This window comes from Mycobacteroides chelonae (genome assembly GCF_016767715.1).
In the GTDB taxonomy this organism is placed as follows: domain Bacteria; phylum Actinomycetota; class Actinomycetes; order Mycobacteriales; family Mycobacteriaceae; genus Mycobacterium; species Mycobacterium gwanakae.
In genome coordinates this window covers 1,044,030-1,068,959 of the sequence record NZ_CP050145.1, presented here as the reverse complement: position 1 = coordinate 1,068,959, position 24,930 = coordinate 1,044,030, and the positions used below count along the sequence as shown (strand labels likewise).

At 61.6% G+C, this 24,930-nt stretch carries 24 protein-coding genes; 14 read left to right on the top strand and 10 right to left on the bottom strand.

Annotation, left to right across the window (positions count from 1 at the left end; translation table 11 throughout):
• Positions 1 to 13 precede the first annotated feature (13 nt).
• From HBA99_RS05245 to ctaD, 3 genes are all read left to right on the top strand, one after another.
• The gene (locus HBA99_RS05245; RefSeq protein ID WP_030094496.1) at positions 14 to 508 is read left to right on the top strand and encodes a VOC family protein; all 495 of its coding nucleotides are present in this window, start codon (positions 14 to 16) and stop codon (positions 506 to 508) included.
• Entirely contained in the window at positions 505 to 1,374 is an 870-nt protein-coding gene (locus tag HBA99_RS05240; protein ID WP_081343487.1) for an NAD(P)-dependent oxidoreductase, read from the top strand. Before HBA99_RS05245 ends, HBA99_RS05240 begins: the two co-directional genes overlap by 4 nt.
• 75 nt (positions 1,375 to 1,449) lie before the next feature.
• The gene (gene ctaD / locus HBA99_RS05235; RefSeq protein WP_070930960.1) at positions 1,450 to 3,129 is read left to right on the top strand and encodes an aa3-type cytochrome oxidase subunit I; all 1,680 of its coding nucleotides are present in this window, start codon (positions 1,450 to 1,452) and stop codon (positions 3,127 to 3,129) included.
• Here the strand turns inward: ctaD and HBA99_RS05230 are convergent.
• On the bottom strand, positions 3,126 to 3,560 hold the full coding sequence (locus HBA99_RS05230; protein WP_030094493.1) for a pyridoxamine 5'-phosphate oxidase family protein: 435 nt from the start codon (positions 3,558 to 3,560) through the stop codon (positions 3,126 to 3,128). The genes ctaD and HBA99_RS05230 overlap by 4 nt on opposite strands.
• A 48-nt stretch (positions 3,561 to 3,608) precedes the next feature.
• Positions 3,609 to 4,457 carry a TIGR03621 family F420-dependent LLM class oxidoreductase gene (locus HBA99_RS05225; protein ID WP_234796990.1) on the bottom strand — a complete coding sequence of 283 codons (849 nt, stop codon included), beginning with the start codon at positions 4,455 to 4,457 and terminating at the stop codon, positions 3,609 to 3,611.
• A gap of 86 nt (positions 4,458 to 4,543) precedes the next feature.
• Here HBA99_RS05225 and HBA99_RS05220 point away from each other — a divergent pair, with 86 nt between their 5' ends.
• A complete protein-coding gene (locus HBA99_RS05220; RefSeq protein ID WP_070920451.1) occupies positions 4,544 to 5,596 on the top strand; it encodes an NAD(P)H-dependent amine dehydrogenase family protein in 1,053 nt (350 codons plus the stop codon).
• Positions 5,597 to 5,619: 23 nt separating this feature from the next.
• Here HBA99_RS05220 and HBA99_RS05215 read toward each other — a convergent pair whose 3' ends face one another.
• Positions 5,620 to 7,206: a histidine phosphatase family protein gene (locus tag HBA99_RS05215; protein WP_234797154.1), complete on the bottom strand. Its 1,587-nt coding sequence runs from the start codon at positions 7,204 to 7,206 to the stop codon at positions 5,620 to 5,622.
• Between the two features lie 658 nt (positions 7,207 to 7,864).
• Here HBA99_RS05215 and HBA99_RS05210 point away from each other — a divergent pair.
• From HBA99_RS05210 to HBA99_RS05190, 5 genes are all read left to right on the top strand, one after another.
• Positions 7,865 to 9,391: a GMC family oxidoreductase gene (locus HBA99_RS05210; RefSeq protein WP_070951456.1), complete on the top strand. Its 1,527-nt coding sequence runs from the start codon at positions 7,865 to 7,867 to the stop codon at positions 9,389 to 9,391.
• A gap of 61 nt (positions 9,392 to 9,452) precedes the next feature.
• The gene (locus HBA99_RS05205) at positions 9,453 to 10,895 is read left to right on the top strand and encodes an amidohydrolase family protein (RefSeq protein WP_081347611.1); all 1,443 of its coding nucleotides are present in this window, start codon (positions 9,453 to 9,455) and stop codon (positions 10,893 to 10,895) included.
• 160 nt (positions 10,896 to 11,055) lie between these two features.
• Positions 11,056 to 11,649, top strand: coding sequence for an MspA family porin (locus tag HBA99_RS05200; RefSeq protein WP_235732350.1), 594 nt, complete (start codon positions 11,056 to 11,058; stop codon positions 11,647 to 11,649).
• Positions 11,650 to 12,181: 532 nt separating this feature from the next.
• A complete protein-coding gene (locus HBA99_RS05195) occupies positions 12,182 to 12,583 on the top strand; it encodes a MarR family winged helix-turn-helix transcriptional regulator (protein ID WP_234798045.1) in 402 nt (133 codons plus the stop codon).
• A gap of 373 nt (positions 12,584 to 12,956) precedes the next feature.
• Positions 12,957 to 13,820 (top strand): pirin family protein, encoded by an 864-nt coding sequence (locus HBA99_RS05190; RefSeq protein WP_081347612.1) that lies wholly within the window; start codon positions 12,957 to 12,959, stop codon positions 13,818 to 13,820.
• A gap of 55 nt (positions 13,821 to 13,875) precedes the next feature.
• Here the strand turns inward: HBA99_RS05190 and ppk2 are convergent, their stop codons facing one another.
• From ppk2 to HBA99_RS05165, 5 genes are read right to left on the bottom strand one after another with little or no spacing between them, the layout of a single operon-like run.
• Positions 13,876 to 14,784, bottom strand: coding sequence for a polyphosphate kinase 2 (gene ppk2 / locus HBA99_RS05185; RefSeq protein ID WP_030094489.1), 909 nt, complete (start codon positions 14,782 to 14,784; stop codon positions 13,876 to 13,878).
• A gap of 53 nt (positions 14,785 to 14,837) precedes the next feature.
• On the bottom strand, positions 14,838 to 15,587 hold the full coding sequence (locus HBA99_RS05180; protein ID WP_070951460.1) for an SDR family oxidoreductase: 750 nt from the start codon (positions 15,585 to 15,587) through the stop codon (positions 14,838 to 14,840).
• Between the two features lie 9 nt (positions 15,588 to 15,596).
• A complete protein-coding gene (locus HBA99_RS05175; RefSeq protein WP_070951461.1) occupies positions 15,597 to 16,460 on the bottom strand; it encodes an Fpg/Nei family DNA glycosylase in 864 nt (287 codons plus the stop codon).
• A gap of 15 nt (positions 16,461 to 16,475) precedes the next feature.
• The gene (cobF, locus tag HBA99_RS05170; RefSeq protein ID WP_070942805.1) at positions 16,476 to 17,225 is read right to left on the bottom strand and encodes a precorrin-6A synthase (deacetylating); all 750 of its coding nucleotides are present in this window, start codon (positions 17,223 to 17,225) and stop codon (positions 16,476 to 16,478) included.
• 6 nt (positions 17,226 to 17,231) lie between these two features.
• Positions 17,232 to 17,882 carry a TetR/AcrR family transcriptional regulator gene (locus tag HBA99_RS05165; RefSeq protein ID WP_030094485.1) on the bottom strand — a complete coding sequence of 217 codons (651 nt, stop codon included), beginning with the start codon at positions 17,880 to 17,882 and terminating at the stop codon, positions 17,232 to 17,234.
• A 109-nt stretch (positions 17,883 to 17,991) separates the two neighbouring features.
• Here HBA99_RS05165 and HBA99_RS05160 point away from each other — a divergent pair, with 109 nt between their 5' ends.
• Together HBA99_RS05160 and HBA99_RS05155 are read left to right on the top strand one after the other, a co-directional pair.
• Positions 17,992 to 18,906 carry an AurF N-oxygenase family protein gene (locus HBA99_RS05160; RefSeq protein ID WP_030094484.1) on the top strand — a complete coding sequence of 305 codons (915 nt, stop codon included), beginning with the start codon at positions 17,992 to 17,994 and terminating at the stop codon, positions 18,904 to 18,906.
• Positions 18,903 to 19,211, top strand: a complete 309-nt coding sequence (locus tag HBA99_RS05155) for a DUF4873 domain-containing protein (RefSeq protein WP_057963743.1) — start codon at positions 18,903 to 18,905, stop codon at positions 19,209 to 19,211. Before HBA99_RS05160 ends, HBA99_RS05155 begins: the two co-directional genes overlap by 4 nt.
• Here the strand turns inward: HBA99_RS05155 and HBA99_RS05150 are convergent.
• Positions 19,179 to 21,530, bottom strand: coding sequence for an ATP-dependent DNA ligase (locus tag HBA99_RS05150; protein WP_070942806.1), 2,352 nt, complete (start codon positions 21,528 to 21,530; stop codon positions 19,179 to 19,181). The genes HBA99_RS05155 and HBA99_RS05150 overlap by 33 nt on opposite strands.
• On the opposite strand from HBA99_RS05150, the gene ku reads away from it, so the two are divergent.
• From ku to HBA99_RS05135, 3 genes are all read left to right on the top strand, one after another.
• Positions 21,520 to 22,329, top strand: coding sequence for a non-homologous end joining protein Ku (gene ku / locus HBA99_RS05145; RefSeq protein WP_030094481.1), 810 nt, complete (start codon positions 21,520 to 21,522; stop codon positions 22,327 to 22,329). The two genes, HBA99_RS05150 and ku, sit on opposite strands and share 11 nt — an antisense overlap.
• Positions 22,330 to 22,448: 119 nt before the next feature.
• Positions 22,449 to 23,648 (top strand): Nramp family divalent metal transporter, encoded by a 1,200-nt coding sequence (locus tag HBA99_RS05140; protein ID WP_070942807.1) that lies wholly within the window; start codon positions 22,449 to 22,451, stop codon positions 23,646 to 23,648.
• A gap of 77 nt (positions 23,649 to 23,725) precedes the next feature.
• The gene (locus HBA99_RS05135) at positions 23,726 to 23,917 is read left to right on the top strand and encodes a hypothetical protein (protein ID WP_081347613.1); all 192 of its coding nucleotides are present in this window, start codon (positions 23,726 to 23,728) and stop codon (positions 23,915 to 23,917) included.
• A gap of 20 nt (positions 23,918 to 23,937) precedes the next feature.
• Here HBA99_RS05135 and HBA99_RS05130 read toward each other — a convergent pair whose 3' ends face one another.
• Positions 23,938 to 24,888, bottom strand: a complete 951-nt coding sequence (locus HBA99_RS05130; RefSeq protein WP_064410160.1) for a helix-turn-helix transcriptional regulator — start codon at positions 24,886 to 24,888, stop codon at positions 23,938 to 23,940.
• Positions 24,889 to 24,930 lie beyond the last annotated feature (42 nt).

Below are 24,930 nucleotides of genomic sequence, written 5' to 3'. Positions count from 1 at the left end.
CATTGGAGGAGAGATGTCCGTCAATCACGTCGGGATTACCGTTCCCGATATCGCTGCGGGAATCGACTGGTATCGCGACGTGTTCGGATTCGAATGCGTCATGGGTCCGCACACACTCGAACCCGGACCGGCCGGCGAGCTCCCACCCGGGCTGGACAGTCGATTCAGCCAGGCGCGCATGGCCGGTCTACAGACAAGAAACGGGGTGGGGATCGAACTCTTTGAATTCATCGATCCCGTCACGGATCCACGGCCTGACGTACCCGTCGAATACACCCGGCGCGGCACCTGGCATCTATGCCTCACGGTTCTCGACGTGGAGAAACAGACACACGCCGTTGCCGCGGCCGGTGGACGGGTCATCACCCCGCCACGCGCCGTCGTGGCCGGCCGACCATGGACCATGTCCTACCTCACCGATCCATGGGGGACCGTCATCGAACTGATGAGCCACGACTACACCGAGATCTTCACCAACTGGCCTACTGAAAAAGGAGCGCACCCGTGAGCACAATTGCCGTCGTCGGACTCGGAGCCATGGGAAAGGCCATGGCACACAATCTTCTTCAGGCCGGACATGAAGTCTCCGTGTGGAACAGGTCTCCCGGCCCCGTCGACGAACTGTCGGCTGCGGGCGCTCGCCCACTCCGTTCCCCCGCACAGGCCTTCGGCTCCGCAGTGGTGTTCTCCGTGCTGGCCGACGACCACGCCGTAACCGAAACCCTTTTGACACCAGAGATTCTCGGAGCAGCATCGGGAGCTTTGCATGTCAACCTTGCGACCGTCAGCACGCAGCTGGCCGACCGGGCCACGGCACTGCATGCCGAGCACGGCGTGGGGTACGTTGCCGCGCCGGTGTTCGGCCGGGTCCCTGTGGCGCAGGCCGGGCAACTGCAGGTGTTGTCGGCGGGCGCCTCCGACCAAATCGACAGAGCACAACCATTCCTCGACGTCATCGGGGCGCGCACCTGGCGATTAGGCGATGTGCCTCGACAGGCCAATGTCGTCAAGATCATCGGAAACTTCCTGATCGCATCGGCCATTCAGTCGCTGAGCGAGGCCGTCAGCATGGCCGAACGATCCGGCGTGGACTCCGAACTGCTGATCGACTTGCTGACCAGCACCCTGTTCCAGGGTCCGGCGTACAGCAGCTACGGCAAGCTCATCGCCACCTCCACCTACCAACCCGCTGGTTTCACAACCACTCTGGGACGCAAGGATGTCGGGCTGGCTCTCGACGTCGCGGCAGATACCGGCTTGCGACTGCCCTTCGGCGAGGTACTGCGAACGATTCTCGATGAGGCGCTGGCCAACGGGCAGGCCGACCTGGACTGGTCCTCGATAGCCGATCTGCAGCGGGCGCGCGACGTGTAGCGACTATGGCATGATGTCCACAGGAAATGCCTCACGTACACAGGCGAATCGGACTGTCTTGTATGGAGGTTTCCTGTGGCTACATCATCTCTCGAACTGACGGCAAGTCGCCCCTTTCCCCCTCGACTAGGGCCCAAAGGCTCTCTTATCTACAGACTTGTTACCACCACCGATCACAAGCTGATCGGAATCATGTACCTCGTCACGTGTTTCGCCTTCTTCATGGTGGGCGGTCTGATGGCGCTGCTGATCCGCGCCGAACTCACCACGCCGGGGCTCGCATTCCTGTCCAACGAGCAATACAACCAGCTCTTCACCATGCACGGCACCGCCATGCTGCTGTTCTACGCAACGCCCATCGTGTTCGGCTTCGCCAACGTGGTGCTGCCATTACAGATCGGCGCCCCCGACGTGGCCTTTCCCCGACTGAACGCATTATCGTTCTGGCTCTTCTTGTTCGGTGCTCTCATCGCGATGGCCGGCTTCATTACCCCCGGCGGCGCCGCAGACTTCGGCTGGACCGCCTACACCCCGCTCTCGGATGCCATTCACTCGCCGGGTGCCGGTGCGGACCTGTGGATCCTGGGCGTTGCCGTCGGCGGTCTGGGCACCATCCTGGGTGCGGTCAACATGATCACCACCATCGTCTGTATGCGTTGCCCCGGCATGGTGATGTTCCGGATGCCGATCTTCACCTGGAACATCCTGGTGGTCAGCGTCTTGGTCCTGCTGGTGTTTCCGCTGCTGGCGGCGGCCGCTATCGGGCTCGCGGCCGACCGGCACCTCGGCGCGCACATCTTCGATCCCGCCAACGGCGGTGTCCTGCTGTGGCAGCACCTGTTCTGGTTCTTCGGACACCCCGAGGTATATGTGTTGGCCCTGCCGTTCTTCGGTGTGGTGTCGGAGATCTTCCCGGTGTTCAGCCGCAAACCGATCTTCGGTTACACCACGCTGGTCTTTGCAACCCTGGGCATCGGGGCCTTGTCCATCGCGGTGTGGGCGCACCACATGTATGCCACCGGCGCCGTGCTGCTGCCGTTCTTCTCCTTCATGACGTTCCTGATCGCCGTTCCCACGGGTATCAAGTTCTTCAACTGGATCGGCACCATGTGGAAGGGCCAGCTGACCTTCGAAACGCCCATGCTGTTCTCGATCGGTTTTCTGGTCACCTTCCTCTTCGGTGGCCTGACCGGCGTGCTGCTGGCCGCTCCCCCCATCGATTTCCACGTCACCGACTCGTACTTCGTGGTGGCCCACTTCCACTACACGTTGTTCGGCACCATCGTGTTCGCCAGCTTCGCGGGCGTCTACTTCTGGTTCCCGAAGATGACAGGCCGTCTGCTCGACGAGCGCCTCGGCAAGTTCCATTTCTGGCTGACGTTCATAGGCTTTCATGCCACGTTCCTGGTGCAGCACTGGCTGGGCAATGAGGGTATGCCGCGCCGGTATGCCGACTACCTGCCCACCGATGGCTTCACGGGGCTGAACGTCGTGTCGACGATCGGCGCGTTCATTCTCGGTTCGTCGATGCTTCCGTTCGTGTGGAATGTGTTCAAGAGCTACCGGTACGGCGAGGTTGTCACGGTCGACGACCCGTGGGGTTTCGGCAACTCCCTGGAGTGGGCCACCAGCTGCCCGCCGCCGCGGCACAACTTCACCGAGCTACCCCGAATCCGTTCGGAGCGACCGGCATTCGAGCTGCACTACCCGCACATGTCCGAGCGCATGCGCGCCGAGGCGCACGTCGGGCACTAGCCCGGAACGTGGCCGCCGTCCGGCTCGTGTCCGAAAACAAAGCGGCGGCCGGTGATCTGCGCCGGGATGATGCGCACGTAATGCAGCTTCACGGTGGGTATCCACGGGTAGAGGCCACCCTGGTCGGCCTCGTCGATGTCGGCCGACGAGTTCAGCACTTGTGCCGCACCACGCACCACGACACTCCAGCCACCGATGTCGTTGTGATCGTCCGCCTCGAACAGCACCTCATCGCTCACGACGGCACCGAAAAGCTTGGTGCCCTCGGCTGTCCGGAACAGCACGGTGCCACGTTGGGTCACAAAATTGATCGGGAAGATCTCGGGTCTTCCATCGATCACCACGACCAATCTTCCTAGCTTGGCGCTGGACAGCAGCGTCCAGCTTTCGTACTTTTCCAGCAGGGTCACGGGTTGCGAGTCGGGCGTCATGACTGCATGATCGCCGACCGCGGCGACCAGAACTAGATGCGAAAGTCACTATCTGAGGGCGGCAATCAGCACGTGAAAATCCTTGAGCCCGCGTGGATCTACTCCCATGTACGTAAGATAGGAAATGCCAAGTTCTTCGCGAAGCGCGATGATCCGCTCGATGAGCGCCCCTTTGGACCCGTGCAACAGCGTAGGAGAGGCGAGTAGCTGTTCATCGGAATCATGCGGCCGGTAGACACGCATCAGCCCCAGATCCGGTGCGCGGTCAATCGCGACATCGAATATCCCCAAATTCAGTTCCGGCGTGTCAGTGCGGTGACCGGCCGCGGCCAGCACGTACGCGGCACGTTCGGCGAGATCGGCGTTCGTCTTCGCATCGGAGATGGCAACGATATCGGCTTGCTGAGCCGCAAGTTTCAGGATCTTGTCCCCCTTGCCCGCGATCATGATCGGTATGGGAACCTGGACGGGCCGCGGCCAGTGCTGCGGGCTCGAAAGCAACCCCCGCAGCGCACCGAGAGCATCGGCGAGCTGCTGCACGCGTCCGGCGGGACTCAGGAACGGCACTCCTGCCGCCTCGTACTCCTGCTCGACATAACCGGCTCCCAATCCGATCTCGACGCGGCCGCCGGTGAGCCGGTCAATCGTGGCAATGTCGCGCGCAAGTAGACGCGGCGAATAGAAACCGGTAGTCAGTACGAAGCTTCCGACCCGGATGCTCGTCGAGGCACTCGCGGCGGCAAGCATCACCGGGAAGGGCGCACCCACACCAAGGTGATCGGGAACCACGACAACGTCCACCCCGCAATCCTCGGCCTGACGCACCTGCTCTCGGATCTGAACAGGATCGCCATGGGAGATCAGATTCGTACCAAACCGAAATCCATGTCTAATCACCGAGATTCCCACCTCTCAAGATCTGGACCAAGCACTTGTTTGGTGTTATGCAGGTCTGAGGCTACCGGTTGCGAGGAGGCAATAACATGGTCTATCGAGTGGTCCAGTGGGCGACGGGCGAAGTGGGCAAGGCCGCAATCCGCGCGGTGCGCGCCCATCCGGAGCTACAGCTGGTGGGGTGCTGGGTACACTCCCCGCAAAAGACCGGCGTCGATATCGGAGAGCTCATCGGGCAGGCACCCCTCGGCGTCACAACAACCAACAGTCTGGAAGACATCCTCGCCCTGGACGCCGACTGCGTGATCTACAGCCCGCTGCTTCCCAATCCGTCCGAGGTTTCGGCATTGCTCGCCTCAGGAAAGAATGTGGTTACCCCGGTCGGTTGGTTCTACCCAGACAGTTCTGGCGTCGACCTGGATGCCACCGCGCGCCAGGCCGGAGTAACGCTGCACGGCACGGGAATTGACCCCGGCGGCATCACCGATCTTTATCCGTTGATCTTCTCGTCCATGACATCGGCCGTAACTTACGTGCGTGCTGAGGAGTACTCAGACATCCGCACCTATGGCGCTCCCGACGTCATCCGGCACATCATGAAGTTCGGCGGCACCCCCGAAGAAGCTATCAGCGGCCCCATGCCCAAACTGTTGGGCGGCGGGTTCAAACAGTCCCTGCGAATGATCCTCGATGGCATGGGTTTCGCAGAGGTGGAGATCCGACCTAGCCTCAAGGTCGCCGTCGCCACCGCAGACATCGATTCTCCGATCGGCATCATCAAACCCGGATGCGTTGCCGGTCAGCAATTCTCGTGGGAGGCATTCGTAGGGGACGAGGCGGTCGCACGAATCGCCGTGAACTGGCTGATGGGCGAAGAACACTTGGAACCCGCCTGGTCATTCGGCCCGACGGGCCCGCGCTACGAGGTTGAAGTGCATGGCACTCCCTCCTCATCGTGCACGATCACCGGCTTTCATCCCCACAGCGTTGAGGCCGGGCTCGTCGCCAACGAGGGCGTGGTCGCGACAGCCGCGCACTGCGTCAACTCCGTGCCATACGTATGCAGGGCCGAGCCGGGACTCAAGTCATACCTTGACCTTCCACTCATCGCGGGCAGGGCGCATCCTCGGCTCCATCGGTGACCGATGGAGCCGAGGACAGCTCGTTAGGCAGCGTCCTTGTGGGATGAGCCGCCAGCTCCCGATCCCTCGGTCCCGCCGCTCTTCGACGGGCCGGAGGTCGCCGGTTTGGCCGCCTTCGGCTCCCCGCCTGCCGGTTCACTCTTGTTACCGGTGGTCACGGCGGGTTCGGGTTTGGACGGCGTGCCCGTGATCTTCTGAACCGCGTCAGAGGCCTTCTGAAGCGCGGCCGGAAGGTGTTCCTTGACGCTCGGCACGCCGCGCGGGGTTTTACCCGGCTCGGACTTGTTGCCGCCGCTCAAATCCGTTGCACCGTTCGCCTTGACCGGCTTGCTGGGCAGCGCAATGACCTTCGCCAGCCGTTTGTCCGCCGGAGCCTGAACGGCAGGACTCTTTACTTCCGGCACATTCGCCTCTGGCGCCTTTACTTCGGGCGACTTTACTTCCGGCGCAGCCGATTCATCGGTCTTGGTGGCCGGCTTGGCCAATCCGGCCGGCTTCTCCATTGCCACCTCGACCACCGTGGCAGTCGTCTTCGCCTCGATGACCTTCGCGTCGGAGAGCTTCGACTCGTGGGGCTCGGTGTTGGCGTTGGATTCGCGCGCAGCAGTCGACTTACTCTCCGTCACCTTACTTTCGGCCACTGTGGACTCCGGCTTGACGGATTGGTCCAGCACCTTCGGCCATGCGCCGCGCACCTCGTTGACGACGTCGCGCGCCACCGCCACCGGGAAGTGCACCGTGGACTTGATGACGTCTACCACTCCCTTGGCGACCTCGTCGGCCACCTTGGAGATGTCGCCGGTCGCGATCGCCTGCTGAATGCGATACGCCGTGGTTTGCGGCTGTACGAAGAAGTTGCGGAAATCTACAAACAGCTTGGTCGGCAATGACGGGTTCTGGTTGACGGGCTTGCCATTCCACTCCTTGAGCGTCCAGCCGCCCTCCGGTGTGCCCTCCACCTTCACCACCGAGGTGTTACTGAGCGGGTCGGAGAGCAGCAGGGTGGGATCCGGATTGTCCACGTTCATCATGACCCAGAACATGATGGTGGCCCCGTGCGAGTAGACCACGGCATTGCGGTCGCCGTTCTCATAGATCGTCTTCACCGAGTCATCGACACGAGCATCAAACGCGTTGCCGTCCTCACCTCCGGGCACGGGCACGAAACGGGCGCCCAACGTCCACAGCAGGGGCGCGGTGATGTATCCGATCCGGCCGATGCCTTCCTTCTCCGATTGCCCTTCGAAGATGCCCGCACCGATCTCGCGCAGCCCACCCAGCACGGTGGCCTTCTGCCCCAGCTTGTCCTCCATGGGCTTGGCCGTCTCCTGGGTGCGGATCATGTCCGACGCGTAAATGCCGTCGAAGCCACCGCCGAGCTTGTCGGCGACATCCTTGGCCTGCTGTTGGCCCGTCGCCGTGAGGTGGGGCCCGGGGACCGAGGTGTCGATCTTCCCCGACGCATTGCCTTCGGACTCGCCGTGTCGCACAAAGGTAATGGTCATCGGATCGGCCGCCCAGGCCACGACCGCGGTGACGATCGAGAAGACGAGGGCGGCGATCACCGTCGTCAGGACACGCGACATTGCCCGCGTTTTCGATTCACGCATTGAGAATCCCCATCCATAGGTCATGTGAGTGCGCTCACATTAGCGATGCCTGATCCAAGTTAGGCAATGTTTCATCCCACTGAGCGGACCATATGGACGTGACCAAATCTGGAACGAGGTGTTAAGCGAAAACCCTTGCAGGGCTGACCTCTTCGCACTACGAGGCACCGGACTTCGCTTACCTCCCGCGTCAACGCCGTACCGCAGCCGCACACAAAGTGCTGCGACACGCAGGTGAAACCCCGCGCTCACGGAGGGCCAACCTCCCGGAGCAACGACGCCAACTAGACGAAAACGCCAGTCCCATTGAGGCTTTCAAGTGCCCTACCGGCTCGTGATCTCGAGCGATTCATTCGCGGACAGCCCTCAAGACCAGACGACGAATTTGGTTGACATGGAAACTAGATTCCCGTAGCGTCTGAATCGAGGCAATTACTGCCACCTAGGGGAGGTCACGATGCGGTCAAGCCCGATATCCACGGGCGTGAGAGACGTGGCCTTTCCTAGGTGGCGGTTGTTTTGGAGCCGTAATTCAGGATCGCTTTTCTAGCCATGATTTTCTGAATGCAGCCCCCTCCAGAGGAAATGAGAACACCTGCAGCGGTGAAATATCGGCCGCTGCTGTGACGGTTTGCCGGAATTAGCGAAGGAAACTACCGTGCCGGAGAACAAGGGTAAACACCACACCTTCAGTCATATTGTCGTAGGGGGTGGTTCCGCCGGTGCGGTTGTCGCTTCCCGGCTTAGCGAACGCCCGGATTATCAGGTGCTTCTTATTGAGGCGGGAGCGGCGCCTAAGAATGATGGTTTTCCGGAGATTGTTACCGCATATGATAAGTACGGAGGGGACGAAACCTGCCAGTGGCCCGCGCTTCACAACCGATCTCACCAAATCACAGGTGTGCTGCGAGCGAAAATCCTTGGCGGTGGGTCGTCCATCAACGCGGCGGCATTTGTTCGTGCTACCCGTGACGATCATGGCCGATGGGCCCGGTACGGGCTGCCCGATTGGGGATTCGAGGAAACCTTAGAATTCTACAAAAAGTGCGAGACCGCCGATTTCGGTGATGACCGGTGGCATGGCAGGTCCGGTCCCATTCCCGTGCATCTCCGGGCGCTGGATGACCTCACCGAGGACGGCCAGGCGTTTGTGCGATCCTCCCAAGAATTGGGCTTTCCTTTCGCCGAAGACATGTCGCTTCAGGTTGATCCCGGGGTTGCCATTTATCCGAGCAATGTGGTTGGGCGGCTACGCGTTAACACTGCCATCGCCTATTTGAACGACAAGGTGCGCGCTCGGTCGAATTTGACAATTCGCGGCGACTCGACGGTAGGCAGGATCCGATTCGACGGAAACGTCGCCAAGGCCGTGGTGCTTACCGATGGCAGTGAGGTTGCAGCAAGCACGATAGTGCTGTCAGCCGGAACAATCGGCACCGCAGCGATCTTATTGAGATCAGGGATCGGACCCCAGGAGCATCTTGCGGAACTCGGTATCCCGCTGGTCCGCAACCTGCCCGTTGGGCAAAATCTCAGCGACCAGGCGAACGTCTATGTTCAGTCCAACACTCATCGCGGGGGGAGCCGGTCCAAGCCGCCGATCGGTGCTGGACTTTGGACCCGAAGCTCTAACAATCACGGCAAAAGCCTCGACCTCTATATCGGGTTCAATCAATTGCCGAATGTCGCGTTGTCTCCCACGGGGGTCGGCTTCGGGGCAGTGGTGTGCCAGTGCCGGCCGACGTCACGCGGCCAGATGTACTTGACCAGTACCGATCCCGAGGCTGATCCAGCGGTGGAGCTCAACCTGCTTTCTACCGACGCGGAAGCCGATGCGTTGGCTGAAGGGATCAAGCTATACACCGAACTAACCAGGTCAGAGGCGCTCCGATCTCGGGTCATCGCCAACGTGTTCCCCGACGGGACACCGGTACCCGACGAGTTCGATGCGATCCGCGCCGTCGTCCGCAACCACGCCGTGTCGACTCTTCATGTGACCGCTTCGGCTCCCATGGGGCCCAAAGGCCGGCCGGAGGCTGTGACCGACTCCACGGGCGCCGTGCACGGCGTTGTCGGTTTGCGAGTCGCCGATGCCTCGGTGCTGCCCGACGTCAGCTCCCAAGCAACCAACGCCGTTGTGGTGATGGCCGCGGAGAAGCTCGCCGCAGCATGGACAGGGCGCTAAGCCCCCGCACCACTTGGGCGCCCGCATCAATGCTCGTATCCGATCAAAGAAAGGCCAGCTCATGACAACACCTGGAGCAGTAAGAGACACGACCCGACAATTTGATGCAAAGAGACCACTGCTGATCGGCGGCTCGACCGTGCTCACCATGAGTCCGTCGACAGCCGTTATGCCGGTGGCCGATGTGCTCATCGACGGCGGCAAGATCGTCGCCGTTGGCCCGCACCTGAGCTATCCGGACAGCACCCAGGTTATCGACGGCACCGGGAAGATCCTCCTACCGGGACTCATCGACGCGCACCAGCACACGTGGCAAAACTCCTTGCGTGGAATCGGTGTCGACTGGTCGCTAGTCGATTACTTCAAATATTTGATCTCCAACTACATCGATCATTACACGCCCGAGGACGTGTATGCGGGCACGCTTCTAGGCGCAACTGATGCCCTCACACACGGTTCGACGACTCTGGGTGACTGGTCGGATGGGGCCTCGAGTCCGGCGAAGGCCGAAGCGGCACTGCAAGCGCTACACGATGCGGGTATTCGCGGCCGGTTCACATACGCCAATGCCGGCGTACCGGCCCAAAATTGGGCGACGAGCTCCCACGTGAAAGAGACGTGGACCAAATACAGCGACTTCGATCACCTCGTGAGTATGCAACTTGCGGTTGACTCGACCCTCGATCCGGAATTTCCCGAGAAGATCGCCTGGGAATTCGCGAGAGACAACGGGATTCGCGTGGCCACCCACGGTGGCGGGTTCGGTTGGGATCAGAGTATGTGGATCCCGCGGTTGGTAGACAACAACCTGATGTTACCGACGACAATGTACATGCATATGGTTTCGGTGCCCGATGAGTTCATCAAACGTATAGCCGATTCCGGCGGGACTATTGTTAATGCTCCAACAGCAAACATGGGATCTGGCCAAGGATTCCCACAAGTTGTGACCGCCCGACGACTCGGAGCCACGATTGCGCTGGCCAGCAACAGTGAAACTCGTTACACAACAAGCATATTTGATGCCATGCGCACTGAAATCAACACTAGCGATCTCTGGGGACACCTCGAGAGTGAGAGCCAGGGTTACCTGGCAACCGCAAATGTACTACGGTCGCCGGAAGTGCTCGAATACGCCACCCTTGGCGGCGCGACAGCACTCGGGTTGCAAGACCGAATCGGCTCTATTGCCGTCGGTAAGTCTGCCGACCTGCTACTGCTGAGCCCAGATCCGTGGGCAATTCCTTACCGGCTCGACCCGATGAGTCATGTCGTTAACCAAGGCAAGCCGGAACTTATCGATCTCGTTATGGTTGCCGGAAAAATTGTTCGGCAACACGGTCAGATCGTCGAGGGCACTGGGGTCGGCAGCGACAAGCTCATGAATTTAGTGCACGCCAGCCAAGAGCGGCTTATCGCGGCAATCGGAGAGAACAACATCATCGACGCCATTAGAAATCCCGCGGTTACAGTCGGGCGAAAGATGCGAACCTTCCTCGATTAGAAATTCGGGCACTCGACGGAAGGTCCCACAGTTGCACAGGCGGAGAATCACGTTTCTTGAACGTACGCATTGTCAGGTCGCATCGGACAACCCTTGCCGATATTCCATCAAGTTTGGAGCGCCGCTGGCGATCACTTTAGTCCTGACACAGGCAGTTGGTGTGCTCTGGTCCACCGTGGCGCGAGCCGATATCACCGGGATGAGCCCACAATCGAGCCACCGAACAACTGTCGATGGGTGGAACATGCTGCTCTCACTATCTGGTGAGACAATCAACTCTGTCCCAAATCTTGCCGGTGCACCAAATTCGCGTGAAGCGTTCGTGACCCTGTCTGCGCGCGCCAACATAGGCGGCTCCGGCAGCAATCCGATAAATTCGGCGCATTTTGTTGCCGGCTATCAAGTTGGTTGCCAGATAGACGTATCCCAAGGATTGCAAATTGGCGGCACCGGGCAACTCTCCGGATCAGTTGGGGCGACTATCAGCGGTTCCCCCGGACTACAGACCGGGGGAACAGGATCAATAGGAGGCTTCGCGCAAACCAACCTGCAACCGGGTGTGATCACCACGATTCCCATGGGCGATATGCCTGTGGTTTCGCATGTCGGCTATCTGGAGATGCAAGACGTACATCTCAAAGTAGACGCCTGCGGTGGGCCCGTAACGATGCGATCGTATGCCACGGTGGCGATGTCCACCGACATACAACAAACACAGCTATCGGTATACGGCGACCCGTATGTCTTGAACTGAGGTGTAGGAACGATGTCCTGGCCCGATCATCTCGCTCTCCGGGCGATACCGGCGGTTCTCGCTGCGTTCATTTCGGCATCAGTTGCGAGCCGGAATGAACCTGCCGCGGCGCTGGCAGACCCTCCCATCGCGCCCTCCCCGCCCCCGATCGTCGGGCCTTTGCAGTATGGCCCCCCGGCCTATGGCCCTATCGGTCTAGCTCTCACACCACAAGCCCGATCGGGAGTCACCGCCTCCGCAGACACGATCAACCCCTCCGCTCCACATCCCCCGCCCAGTTCCCCGACGAATGGCATCGCCGGCGTACAGGTGGCGTCCGACGCCATCAGTCCCGGGCATCCAGCGGGCCCCGACAGCGAACCGACCGCTTCTCGGGACAGGTCCATTAGCCAGGGCTCCAACGCGCCGCTCCCGTAAATACCTCACGCCAGAAGAACCTCATCGCCCGCATGTGGTTTCCTTAGAAACTATGGAACCATCGTTGCCTGGGCTCACTTCAGGCGAAGGAGCTGCATGGCGAGGGCTAGTTTCCGTGCGGTTCAAGTTGTTCGCCCATCTTGAGCGAGAGCTGCAGAAACGCAGCGGTCTGTCTGATGCCGACTTTTCCGTCCTTTTCCGCCTGTGGGAAGCACCCGACGGACAGCTCCGCCTCGGAGAGCTGGGCGAACAGCTGGACTGGACTAAGAGCCGCCTATCCAAACAGATAAGTCGCATGGCCTCGCGCGGCCTCCTCACGCGTGAAATCTGCGATACCGATGGACGCGGCGCGTTCGCTGTACTTACCCCGGCCGGCCGCGAAATGATCGAAGCTGCATCGCCCCCGCACCTGCAAGACGTCCGGCGCTGGTTCGTTGACGCCTTGACGAACGAGCAACTCGAATCCCTCGCAGCGGCCTTCGCGACGATCCTCGCCCGACTCCCAACAAGTCCATAACAGACCTTCGACAACCGGAACCGGTTCACCGATATCCGGACCGGACTTCTCATCGCCACTGACTTTGCTACCTCTGCAACAAGCTATCCAGATCAGGTTCACATCGGCGCTCACTGCGATGTCGGCACACGAGAATCTCGTCGCAGATTCCACTCGTGGCCACTGACGGGTCGATATTTTTCGCATTTCAGACCAATTTCTGGGTGTTCAACAACGCCGACTTGGCGAGAAGGCTGATACAGAGCGCGCAGTAGTCCGAGCCCGCGCGCGGATGCCCACCGCCCCGATCTTCCTTTGCTAAGGGGCATGAAGGCCGACGGTCGTGCTATATTTGTTTCCTAGGAAACTAGTTTGTCTCGAGAGAGGTGTTCCGATGGGTGCTACAGAACAAACAACGGCTCGGTCGGTAATTGAGGTAAGCAACCCCGCTCCCTCCCAAGGGATGAGTTCCACACACGTCGCACGGTCACTGATCCCGTCACGGCCAGCATCGCGTGCAACAGACCCGTTCCTCGTGCTAGCGGAGGACTGGTTTCCCCAGGGTGTCTTTGATGTACACCCGCACCGTGGCTTCGAGACAGTTACGTACGTGCTGGAGGGCAGCCTCGATCATTTTGATTCGAAAGGAAATTCCGGCCGTATTAATGCCGGAGAGATGCAATGGATGACCGCTGGACGCGGCATCGAGCATAACGAGATCCCCGCTGAAGGATCGGTTGTGCATTCTCTTCAACTGTGGATAAATTTATCGGCTAAAGACAAGTCACGCAGTCCACGCTACCAGGATCTCACCGCAAGTAATGTGCCAGTAAGGGTGTTTCCGGGAGGCAGGATTCATGTCTATTCTGGCGTATCTGGAGATATCATCGGCCCCGCCAAGAACTACACACCAGTGACTTTACTTAGAATCGACCTGGACCCCGGGTCGGTATTCACTGAAAACATCCCCGCCTCATACAATGCATTCGTTGTTATTCTGGAGGGTGATGGGTCCGCTGGTGCGAACGACATTTCCCTACCTACGGGATCGGTTGGTTTCTTAGATCGACCATCTGGCAATCAAGGAGAAACGAGCTCAATAGATTTTACCGCCGGTAAGGATGGCATGGTTGCCATGCTATTCTCGGGCGAGCCCATTGGCGAGCCGGTAGCGCAATACGGACCCTTTGTAATGAACACAGAGACAGAGATTAGAGAAGCACTCTCTGAATACGCCGCTACGCAGTTTCGCGATTGATAGGGCAACGTCCCCGTAGGGTGTTCTCATCGCAGGAGTCCAGCACGGTTCAGAGTTAGCGTGAGCCGGCCTTCTCCCCTTCTTCGAAGATGGCCGACGCGGGCCCGACGATCAGGGGGTCCGGCGCTCCCACGATCTCGGTGTCCTTGTTGTCATAGTCGAACTGCGAGAGCACGTGGCGCATCGCCTCCAGCCGGGCACGCTTCTTGTCGTTGCTCTTGACCACCGTCCAGGGCGCGCTGTCGGTGTCGGTGTAGAAGAACATCGCCTCCTTGGCCTCGGTGTAGGCGTCCCACTTGTCCAGAGACGCAAGGTCAGTTGGCGAGAGTTTCCAGTGGCGCACGGGATCGGTACGTCGCGCTTCGAAGCGGGCCAGCTGTTCTTTGCGGCTCACCGAGAACCACAACTTGACCAGGTGCGTCCCCGAATTCACCAGCATGCGTTCGTATTCTGGTGCCTCACGCAGGAATTCGGCGACCTGCGCGGGAGTGCAGTAGCCCATCACCCGCTCGACACCAGCCCGGTTGTACCAGGAACGGTCCATCAGCACGATCTCCCCACCGCTGGGCAGGTGCGCGGTGTAGCGCTGGAAATACCACTGTGTCTGTTCTACCGAGGTCGGCTTCTCGAGTGCCACGACGCGCGCGCCGCGGGGATTGAGGTGCTCGGTAAACCTCTTGATCGATCCGCCCTTACCGGCGGCGTCCCGGCCTTCGAAGATGATGCAGATCTTCTCGCCGCGTTCCTTGACCCACAGTTGCAGCTTGAGCAGCTCAATCTGCAGCTTGCGTTTGGTCTTCTCGTACTCCTTGCGACTGAGCTTCTCGTCGTAGGGGTAGCCCTGTTTCCAGGCATCCTTGCCTTCTTTGGTGCGACTGATCCCGCCGCGCAGGCTCGCGAGTTCATCGAGCTCGGCGGCGTAGTCCACCGTGACGGAGGCGTTCGGTTTCTCTTGATCGGCCATAGGTTCAGCATCCCACGTGGGCACAAAGTCCCATGTGGGAAACCCATGGCCGATTAGGCCAGGCGCCCGGCCAAACGCGGCGGAATCAGGCGCATGATCAAGGTCACCGGGGCCCACGGCCAGCGGGGCACCGCGGCGCGGCCGGGCTCCCTCTCGATGGCATCCACCATGGCAGTCACACCGGTCTTGGTGTCCACCATCATCGGCGTGGTGGGCGATTTGGCGCTCAGGTCGGTCTGGATATACCCCGGCTCGATGGTGCTGACCTTGATTGGGCCACTGGCATATTCGGCGCGCAGCGACTCGCCCAGCGAGGAGAGCCCAGCCTTGCTTGCCGCATACGCGGCCTTCGTACCCGGTAGCCCCTTGGCAGCGGTCACCGACGAGATAAGCACCAGGTGCCCGCGCCCCTGCTCTTTGAACAGTGCGAGCGACGCCTCGATCTGCACCAGCGCACCAATGAGATTGGTTTCGATGGTTTGAATGTTGGCCCACGACTTGCCGCCGCCCAAGTGCCAGCCCTTGGCGATTCCGGCGTTCACAACCACGCGATCCAGACCGCCGAGCTCGTCGCGCAGCTCGCCGAAGACCACCGGCACCGAGTCATGGTCGGTGACATCCAGGGAACGCACGGCGACCTTGATGCCCGGGCTGGCGGCCAACAGCTCCGCCTTGAGTTCTTCCAGCGCCTCGGTGCGCCGGGCGCACAGTGCCAGGTCGCGTCCCTTCGCGGCGAACTGACGGGCCATCTCGGCGCCCAGGCCGGAGCTTGCCCCGGTGATGAGGATCTTCTGTCGCGTCACGTTGCCACTTTATTTCAGGAGCCGCGAGAGCCGACGGTCGGCCAGCACCTTGCCGCCGGTCTGGCATGTCGGGCAGTACTGGAAGGATTTGTCGGCGAAGGACACCTCCCGCACCACGTCACCGCACACCGGGCAGGGCATCCCCGTGCGGGCATGAACCCGCAGTCCGGATCGCTTCTCCCCCTTGAGAGTCGCCGCCTGTTGTCCCACGCTGCGCTGCACAGCATCGGTGAGAACCGACTGCATGGCCTCGTACAGCGCCGTGCGTTGACCCTCGGTGAGCGTCTTTCCACTGGCGAAAGGGGACAGCTTGGCCACATGCAGGATCTCGTCGCTGTAGGCGTTGCCGATCCCGGCGATCACCCGCTGGTCGGTGATCACGTTCTTCAGACGTGCGGTAGTGCCGGACAGGATGTCGGCCAACCCGGTGTCGGTCAGCGAGAGGGCGTCGGGCCCCAGTGCGGCGATCTGCGGCACAGCAGCCGGGTCTGCCACGACCCAGACAGCCAATCGCTTTTGGGTGCCGGCTTCCGTGAGGTCGAATCCCGGTGCCTCGCCGGGTGTTCCAAGATGAACCCGCAGCGCGATGGGCCCCTTGCCCGGTTTGAGCGGCGCGGCGGCCAGCTTGTCCGACCAGCGCAGCCACCCCGCTCGCGACAAATGAGTGATCAGGTAGTGACTGCCAACCTGAAGGCCCAGGTACTTGCCCCAACGCGTCGCACCCGTCACCGTGTGGCCGTGCAGAGACGTGACCGGCGGGTCGAAGGTCTTGAGCACCGAGAATGCCGAGACGTCGATGCGGCCGACGGTGGCCCCGGTGGCGTGGCGACGCAGGTGGTCAGCGAGCGCCTCGACTTCGGGTAGTTCGGGCATGGGCCCAGTCTGCCTCTACTCGCCGACACTCCGCAGTAGATAGGTGTCCATGATCCAGCCGTGTTCGACCCGGGCCGAGGCGCGTATCTCGGCGATCCGCTCGCCCACCTCGCCGATGGCCCCCGATACCAGCAGCTCGTGCTCTGTGCCCAGATAGGCACCCCACCAGATCTGCGTTGACGGGTCCAGCTGCCGGAATGCGCAATCACCGTCGAGCATCACCACAACGGTTCCGGTGCGAGGCCATTCGTCCAGCAACCGGCGCCCCGTCGTGATGAGCACGGGTTCCCCGATACCGTTCAGCACGATCCGGTGCCGCGCGGTAAGCGCGGAGACTGCGGTGATACCCGGCAGCACGTCGTAGTCGAACGTATGAGGATCCTCAGCCGGGATCGCGTCGAGGATGCGCAGTGTGCTGTCGTAGAGGGACGGATCACCCCAGGCCAGAAAGGCGCCGACGCCACCCTCCGGCAACTCGGAAGCAATTGCTTTGCCCCACAACGCGGCCCGTTCTGCGTGCCACTGCTTCACCGCACCCTGATACTCGCCCCTGCCACGCACCGGGTCGGGCAGTTCGACGAAGCGATAGTCGGGTTCGGTGATGTACCGCTCGCAGATATGGCGGCGCAACTCGACCAGGTCGCCCTTGGTATCGCCCTTGTCTGCGACGAAGAAGACGTCGACCTCGTTGAGCGCTGCGATGGCCTGCACGGTCAGGTACTCGGGATGGCCGGCACCGATCCCGATGACGCGGATCCGTCGCATCGCGGCTTAGGAAGCAGCCGAATTGGGAGTTAACACCGCCGAGATCCCCTCAGTGATCGCCGATACGGTGAGCAGGTTGCCGATGAAATCACCCAGCTGCTCGTCGGTCTGAGTCTCCACGACGCCGGGAGTGACCAGTAGCGAGGCAGCGATCCGGAAGCTCCACTCGGCGGCGGCCTTGACGTCGATGGCGGCCAGCTGCTCGTCGGTAAGCAACTTGCGGAAGTACGGGGCCAGCAGCACGGTCGTCTGATCGATGAACGGACGCGCCTTGACGGTCAGATAAGGCAACACCTGCTCGGGGTTCTCCTTGAGACCCTTCTGCAGCAACGGGTGATGGCGTCCGTGCTGGACGATGCGCACGATGGCATCGATGAATCCGGTGCGGGGGGTCTTCGCCGTCGCGAAGACCGGCTCCAGTATTTCGCCGAACCGGAGAAACTCCCGATGGAACAGTGCCTCGATGATCGCGGCCTGATCACCCACGTGTTTGTAGACGGTGGGCCTCGACAGACCGGCCTTCTTGGCGATCAGCGCATGCAGGCGCGCCTCATAGCCGTGCTCCAGCAAGCATTCTTCGGCGGCATCGAGAATGCGGCGGCGAATCTCGCCGTGATCGCGGGTACGGCCGCGATGGCTTGACCGGCTCACTTTCATCGGTGCCTACTTTCGTTCGCCACAAAAATTACGTGGCACTTCGCGTCTCACTTGACGCCCCAACCTGCAACGTTTACGTTTGACATCCTAACGGAAAGGACTGTCAACGGTGACGTCTACCCTCAATAACGGCCCCGCCCGCACCCCGAATCGGGAGGAATACTCCGACCGGCTACTCAAGGGCTCGGTGCGCCGCTCCTACCAGCCAATGGTGGATCTGGACTGGGATGCGCCGTTGGATCCGGACAAGTACTTCCTGCCCCCGAAGGCAATCTCCCTGTACGGCACCGACATCTGGAACAACATGTCACGCGCTGAACAGATCGAGCTGTCCAAGCACGAGATGGCCAACGTGCTCTCGGTCGGCATCTGGTTCGAGAACATCCTCAACCAGAGCCTGCTGCGCGCTCTCATGCACGCCAGACCGAACAGCAGCGAGACCTTCTATTCGCTCACCGAGATCGGTGACGAGACCCGCCACATGACGATGTTCGGTAAGGCGATATCGCAAGCCGGTGTCGAGCCCTACCGGCTACCGCTCTACCAGCGGTGGCTGGCCAACGCCCTGCCGCTGGTCCTCAAGGGCCCAATGCTGTGGGTTGCCGCGCTGATTGGCGAGGAGATCTTCGACGCCATCCAGCGCGAGATGATGGATGATCCCGAGCTGCAGCCAATGGTCGCGCGGCTCATGCGAATTCACGTCACCGAGGAAGCCCGGCACATCCAGTTCGCCCGCGACGGGCTGCGCCAGCGTGTTGACAAACTGCCGCGGTATGCGCGTTTCATCGTCCGGCAGGTCAACGGCTTCGGTGGCCCCATCTTCATGTACCTGTTCACGAATCCGAAGATGTACCGCAATGTCGGGTTGCCCGGATATCAAACCCAGCGGATCGCGTATCGCAACGAGAACTTCCGCCAGACCCAACAGCTCGGTTTCGCACCGCTGTACAACTTCCTCACCGGCATCGGCCTGATGGGCGGAACGTCGCGCTGGATGTGGCGCAAAGCGAAGTTCGTCGCATGATGGATGACGACGATCTGTATGACGGCCCGGCGGTTATCACCGCAGGCGAGTTCACCGTCGAGTCGCGGGTGCGGCTGATCGGTTTCTTCAACCCCCTGGATGGCAAGTTCCACTGGCAGGGAACGATTTACGCCAAACCCGAGGGCGGTGAGCTCAAGGGCGGAACCCAGGTGACCATCGCCGTGGGCGAGACCAGCGCGCAAGGGCGCATCACCGAGCAGACCCCGTGGGGCCACTTCTCGGTAGCGGGCGTCGGCGCACCGCCGTACCCGCTACCCGAGATCGAGCTCGACGTCGCCAACTGACTTATCGGTGCGCAGACCACGCCAGCTGGAGTGCTTGAGAATCCCGCCGGGCGTGCGATCCCCGTAGCGAACCTCGGCGACCAGTACCGGTTCGACGAACTGCACATCTTTGGCCTCGACCGCGGAAAGCGGTGCACTGAAGGGTGATTCGTCACAGTGCAACGGCTCCAGCTGCTCCTTGAGTGACGCCAGCTCCTTCTCTGTGAATCCGGTGCCCACCCGTCCGGCATAACGGAGCCCGTCGGGCGCCGGTATCCCCATCAGCAGAGCACCGATCCCGCTGCTGCGTCCGCCCTGCCCCTTACGCCAACCACCGATCACGACCTCTTGGCTACTCCAGTTCTTCGCCTTGATCCAGGACTGGGTGCGCCCCGGCGTATACGCCGAATCCAGCCGTTTGGCGACGACGCCCTCCCAGCCCCGCTCGTGCGAATGAGCCAGCGCCGCTTCTCCGTCGCCGCCCAGTTGTTCCGGAACGGTCATCATCTCGGTGCCGGCCCCCAGCACGTCGAGCAGGCGGCGCCGGTCACGATACTTGTTGCGCAACAGGGATTTTCCATCTAGATACAGCAGATCGAATGCCCAAAATCGGACGTCGGCGCTCGGTGCCCGATTCTGTAGCAGCGAGAAGCTCGGCAGCCCCTTGGAATCCAGCACCACCACCTCACCATCGAGAACCACACGGTGCTCGGCCAATTCCCGGGCGAGTTGCTGCAAGGCCGGGAACTCCTCGGTGACATCGCGCCCGCTGCGTGCCACGGCCCGCAACCGGCCGTGGTCGCATTCGAGGAGTAGACGATAACCGTCCCATTTGCCTTCGAATGCCCACTCATCGGCGGTCAATCCCGCCACAGAACCGGTAGTCGGCAGCATCGGCGCGAGGCCCACTGGCATTGCGCCAGGTGATCGCTGATCCTTCATGCGGTGCGCCAGCCACTGCTTGCCATCGGTCTGAATCAGCGCATACCGCCCCGAGATTCGCTTGCCGTGCAGGGTGACAATGACTTCTCCCTTTGACCCGCCGTCGGCACCGGAACCGTCGCGCGGATCGATGAACTTCTCGGTGTCATAGGTTCCCGAGTCCCAGATGGTGACCTCGCCGGCGCCGTACTCCCCCCTCGGAATGGTCCCCTCAAAGGTTCCGTATTCGAGCGGGTGATCCTCGGTATGCACCGCAAGGTGATTGACGGACGGCTCCATGGGCAGATTCTTGGGGACCGCCCACGAGACCAGCACACCGTCGCGCTCCAACCGAAAGTCGTAATGCAGCGCGGTGGCGTGATGTTCCTGGATTACAAACGAACTATCGTGACCTGCTAGCGGTTCGACGGCAGGTACCGGTTCGGGGGTGCGCGCCGGATCGCGCATGCTGCGGTACGTAGACAGCCTGTCTTCGACAATCACCACATCATCGAGCCCTGTCAGCAGATCACCGTCACGCTCGGCGCGCGCCAGTACTTCATCAAACCGCAACTGGCGCAGTTCGGGGTCGTCCAATTCGTCCCACGTCCGGGGTGCGGCTACGGTCGGCGCCTCGCGGCCACGCAGCGAGTAAGGGGCAACCGTTGTCTTGGAACCGCTGTTCTGACTCCAATCCACGAAAACCTTGCCTGCACGCAGTTCCCGGGTCATCGTCGCGGTGACCAGATCCGGCATCGACTGCTCCAGCTGCATCGCGACCCTTCTCGCGACGGTCACCGCACCGGATGAGCTGACCGGCTGCGCCAGCGGCACATACAGATGCAGCCCCTTGCTCCCGCTGGTCAAGGGAAAGGTGGTCAGACCGATATCGCCGAGTACATCGCGCACCGCGCGGGCGACCTGTGCCAGCTGCGGTAGGTCCACCCCTTCGCCCGGATCCAGATCGAATACCAATCGTGTTGCCGGTCCAGGATTTTCGCCAACAAACCGCCACTGCGGCACATGTACTTCCAGTGCCGCCTGCTGGGCTATCCAGGCCAGCGCCACCGAAGTGTCGATCAACGGGTAGGTGACGTAGCGGGATTTGTGTTCGATCCGCCGCCGGGGAAGCCAATCGGGGGCCGACGGCGCGAGGTCCTTCTCGAAGAAAGACGGCTGCTCAACGCCGTTAGGCCACCGCTTACGGGTGACCGGGCGCCCCGCGAGGTGCGGCAGCATGAACGGAGCGATGGCGGTGTAGTAGCCGAAAACGTCCGCCTTGGTGGTGGCCGGAGTGGTTCCGCTTGGCGGATACAGCACCTTGTCCGCATTGGTGAGGCGCACGAACGCGGTTGATCCCGCACCGGATGTCGCGGACTGCGCGGCTCCGGTGGGCCATACTGGGGATATGCGTTCCATCTGGAAGGGCTCCCTCGCCTTCGGGCTGGTGAACGTCCCTGTCAAGGTATACAGCGCGACCGAGGACCACGACCTCAAGTTCCATCAGGTCCACAACAAGGACAATGGCCGGATCCGCTACAAACGCACCTGCGAAGAATGCGGTGAGATCGTCGAGTTCCGGGATATCAACAAGGCCTACGAGGCCGAGGACGGCCGCACCGTCGTGATCACCGATGAGGATCTGGCGACGCTGCCTGCCGAGTCCAGCCGCGAGATCGAGGTGCTGGAGTTCATTCCCGCCGCCGAACTCGACCCGCTGCTGTATGACAAGAGCTATTACCTCGAGCCCGACAGCAAGTCTTCGAAATCGTATGTGCTGCTGGCACAGACACTCGCGCAGACGGACCGGGTGGCGATCGTGCATTTCGCGCTGCGCAACAAGACACGCCTCGCGGCCTTGCGGGTCAAGGACTTCGGCACACGTCAGGTGATGATCATCCACACGCTGCTCTGGCCTGACGAGATCCGCGAACCCGACTTCCCGGTACTGGACCAGGAAGTGAAGATCAAACCGGCCGAACTGTCGATGGCGGGACAAGTGGTGGAGTCGATGGCCGACGATTTCGATCCGAGCCGATACAACGACACGTACCAGTCGCAGCTGCTGGAGATGGTGGAGGCCAAGCTCGAAGGTGGCGAGGCGTTCACCAAAGATGAGGCCCCCACCGAACTCGATGCCACCGATGTCTCTGATCTACTCGCCAAGCTCGAGGCCAGCGTCAAAAAGCGTCAGGCCGAGAAGGCCAGCACCAACTAGGCGAACGCCACCCTGAGGTGGCCTCCCCGCAGCACAAAGTTTCGGGTACTCTAACTTTTCTATTCGGGTACTTGAAATAGGAGGCGTGGGTGCTGGAGCGGCCGAAGCAGACGCGACCAATGCACGGGTTTTACCTACTCGGACCCGCTTTCGTCGCAGCCATTGCCTATGTCGACCCCGGAAACGTCGCCTCGAATGTCAGCGCGGGCGCCAAGTACGGCTTCCTGCTGGTGTGGGTGATCGTCACCGCCAATGTGATGGCCGGGCTGGTGCAGTACCTCTCAGCGAAGCTGGGTCTCGTCACCGGGCAATCGCTGCCCGAGGCCGTCGGCAATCGCATGTCACGACCCACCCGGCTGGCGTTTTGGATGCAGGCCGAATTAGTAGCCATGGCAACGGATTTGGCAGAGGTCGTGGGCGGCGCCATCGCGCTGAACCTGTTGTTCGACCTGCCACTACTGCTCGGTGGTGTTATCACCGGAATCGTCTCGATGGTGCTGCTTGCCGTGCAGGACCAACGCGGACAACGCTCGTTCGAATATGTGATCTCGGCACTGCTGGCCATCATCGCTGTCGGATTCCTCGCCAGCGTCGTCGTGGAACCGCCGCCGCTGGGCGAGGCCGCCGCGGGGCTGATCCCCCGATTCCAGGGCGCCGAGAGCCTGATGCTGGCGACAGCCATGCTGGGTGCCACGGTCATGCCACACGCCGTATATCTGCATTCCGGGCTGGCCCGCGACAGACACGGACGTCCTGAAGAGGGCGAGCCGCGACGCAGGCTACTGCGCATCACCCGTTGGGATGTGAGCCTGGCGATGCTCTTCGCCGGCGCGGTGAACATGGCAATGCTGCTGGTAGCGGCCACCAACCTGAAGGGCCGCGACGGCGTCGACACGATCGAGGGCGCACACGCCGCCGTTCGCGACAGCCTCGGGCCCACTGTTGCCCTGCTGTTCGCGATCGGCCTGCTCGCCTCCGGGCTCGCATCGTCCTCGGTCGGCGCCTACGCCGGCGCCATGATCATGCAAGGACTTCTCCGCCGGTCCGTCCCCATGGTGGCGCGACGGCTGGTCACGCTGCTCCCGGCGCTGGCGATCCTGGCCGCGGGTATCGACCCCACCAGGGCACTCGTGGTGTCACAGGTGGTGTTGTCCTTCGGCATCCCCTTCGCCCTCATACCGCTTGTCCGACTGACCAGCGATCACAGGCTGATGGGCACCGATGTGAACCATCGCGTGACGACGATGCTGGGCTGGATCATCGCCGCGCTCATCACACTGCTGAACGCCGTGCTGGTTTTCCTTACCCTTGCGAACTAGTTTCTCCTGGGAGTACGCTGTGAATCATGAAACGAATCCTGCCCTCAGCCTTGGCAATTGGAGTCGTTGCTAGTGGTTTGTTCGTTGGAGGTATGGCCTCTGCAACCTCGGCAAAGGCAGATCCAGACATTTGCGGCTCCGTGGATACCTACCCACGCGTGACCGTTTGTGCGGACGGCAACTGGGACCGCGGCTGGGATCGCGGCTGGCGCGGCGGACATGGCAACGGTTGGGGCAAGGGCCACTGGAAGCACGGCGACTGGGACTGAGCCGACTAGGCACGCCCCCATCAGTTGGCGGCCGCGGCAATCCGGTCAGCCAGCGCTCGCATGTGGTGGATCAACTCAGCGGGCTCGTGGACAGTAAATGCGAAACCCAACAGTCCCAGGTGGATGGCGAGTTCGTCGTATGAGTTCGCGCCGACGTACAACAAGCATCGTCGCTCATCGATACCTTCCAAATAACCTGCCGCCGGTGAAATACGTTCGGCTGCTTCAACAATCGAGGCTTCAAGAGTGACTTTTGCTTGACAGGCATACGGAGCCGAGCTGACTCCCTGGGTGACGAACGCCGCTACACCGCCGTCGGGCATCGGACGAGGCACGAACCGAGGGCCATTGGGAATCTTGGGTTGTAGCCGGTCGACCCGGTAGGTGCGCCAATCTCGCCGGTCGACGTCCCATCCGAGCAGGTACCAGCGCCGTCCGATATTGACGAGCTTGTGTGGCTCGGCAATGCGTCGACCGACGGCGCCGTCATGTTTTCGGTAGTCAAAACGCAACTGATCCGCGTCACGTATGGCCGCCGCGATAGCGGAGAGGGCCTCCGGGTCCGCGCCGACGATGCCGGCCGGCACGACGACTGTCGCCGCCCGCAGCGCCGCGAATCGATGCCGAAGCCTCGACGGCAGCACCTGCTCGATCTTTGATAGGGCGCGTAAGGCACCCTCCTCGATACCGGTAACCGCGCCCCCAGCAGCCATGCATAACCCCAGCGCAGCGGCAATGGCTTCATCGTCGTCAAGAAGCAGGGGCGGCATCGCGGCGCCTGCCCCGAGCCGGTAGCCCGCAACACCGGGGATAGCCAGCACCGGGTAGCCCAGCTTGCGCAGCTTCTCGATGTCACGTCGCACCGTGCGGGTATCGACGCCCAACCGCTCGGCCAGTTCCTTGCCGCTCCAGTCGCGCGGGGTCTGGAGTAAGGACAGCAGACGGAGCAGACGGGCGGAGGGATCGAGCACGATCTCATCGTCGCACACACCTAGGGCGGGTTCTGTCCTAAC